Origin of the sequence: Pseudomonas fluorescens, assembly GCF_902497745.1 — a bacterium.
Classification (GTDB): domain Bacteria; phylum Pseudomonadota; class Gammaproteobacteria; order Pseudomonadales; family Pseudomonadaceae; genus Aquipseudomonas; species Aquipseudomonas fluorescens_BM.
In genome coordinates, this window is sequence record NZ_CABVHJ010000018.1 from 1 (window position 1) to 1406 (window position 1406).

A 1406-nucleotide genomic window follows, 5' to 3' on the forward strand; every position below is an offset into this window, starting at 1 on the left:
GTCATCGTCAAGATTAAATTCCGAAACCCCAATTGCGAAAGCAGTTGGGGTTTTGTTTTGCCCGCAGGAAAGTTTTTACTCGCGACAGCGAACAAATTTGCACAGTTATTTTCGAATCAGAACACTAGAATAGCCCCACCTTATTCGGAGCCAGAGCCTTTATGTCAGAGTCGGTTGACGCCCCCGGGCTGTCAGATTTACCGCTGGAAGACTTGGTGGCCTGTCATGAGTGCGACCTGCTGATGCGCAAGCCCACACTTGCCCACGGTGAGAAAGCGCTCTGCCCACGCTGCGGTTACGAGTTGTACGCCCACCGCCATAACGTGGTGCAGCGCAGCCTTGCCTTGGTGATCGCAGCATTGCTGTTGTACATCCCGGCAAACTTTTTACCCATCATGCAGCTCAATATCCTCGGACAGTCTTCGCAGGATACGGTCTGGAGTGGCGTACTCGGCCTGTTCAACACCGACATGCAAGGCGTGTCGATTGTCGTATTCCTGTGCAGCATGGCCATCCCGCTGCTCAAGTTGCTGTGCCAGTTATTTGTTTTGCTGACTATTCGCTTCAATGTCGGACGCAGCTATGGCTTGCTGCTCTATCGCATTTATCACCACCTCAAAGACTGGGGGATGCTCGAGGTTTACCTCATGGGCGTACTGGTGGCGATCGTCAAACTGGCGGATATGGCCGCCATTACCGTAGGGCTGGGTTTGGCGTGTTTCATTGGCTTGTTGTTGGTGCAGGTCTGGCTGGAAGTGGTGATGTCGCCGCATCAGATCTGGCAGGCGTTATCAGGAGAGGACGCTCATGCGGGCGATTGATGCGGGCATTCTGGTGTGTACCGAATGCCACGAATTGAACAAACAGGAAGCGGATACCGACGAGCAAACCTGCTCCCGTTGCGGTGCGCTGGTCCATGCCCGGCGTCCGAACAGTCTCACCCGAACCTGGGCGCTGCTAATCACCGCGGCGATCATCTATATCCCGGCCAATGTCTTGCCGATCATGACGGTCAGCTCCTTGGGTCAGGGTGATCCGAGCACCATCATGTCCGGGGTGATCCAGTTGGTGCAGCACGGCATGATTCCGATCGCGGCCGTGGTGTTTATCGCCAGTATTCTGGTGCCCACCTTCAAACTGGTCGGCATCGCACTGCTGTTGTTTTCGGTGCAACGACGTCAGCCATTGTCGGCTCGTCAGCGCATCTGGATGTACCGCTTCATCGAGTTCATCGGCCGCTGGTCGATGCTCGATATTTTTGTGATCGCCATTCTCGTGGCGGTCGTCAACTTCGGCCGGCTTGCCAGTGTCGAAGCCAATCTTGGCGCCATCGCCTTCGCCAGTGTGGTGATTCTGACGATGCTTGCCGCAGTAACTTTCGATCCCCGACTGATTTGGGATAACAC

At 55.2% G+C, this 1406-nt stretch carries 2 protein-coding genes; both read left to right on the forward strand.

Translation table 11 applies throughout. The features are described from left to right. Window positions 1–161 precede the first annotated feature (161 nt). Window positions 162–821: a paraquat-inducible protein A gene (locus tag F8N44_RS23575; protein WP_007912972.1), complete on the forward strand. Its 660-nt coding sequence runs from the start codon at window positions 162–164 to the stop codon at window positions 819–821. Then, a partial coding sequence (locus F8N44_RS23580) for a paraquat-inducible protein A (protein ID WP_224794812.1) occupies window positions 808–1406 on the forward strand: 599 nt, incomplete at its 3' end. The genes F8N44_RS23575 and F8N44_RS23580, both read left to right, overlap by 14 nt.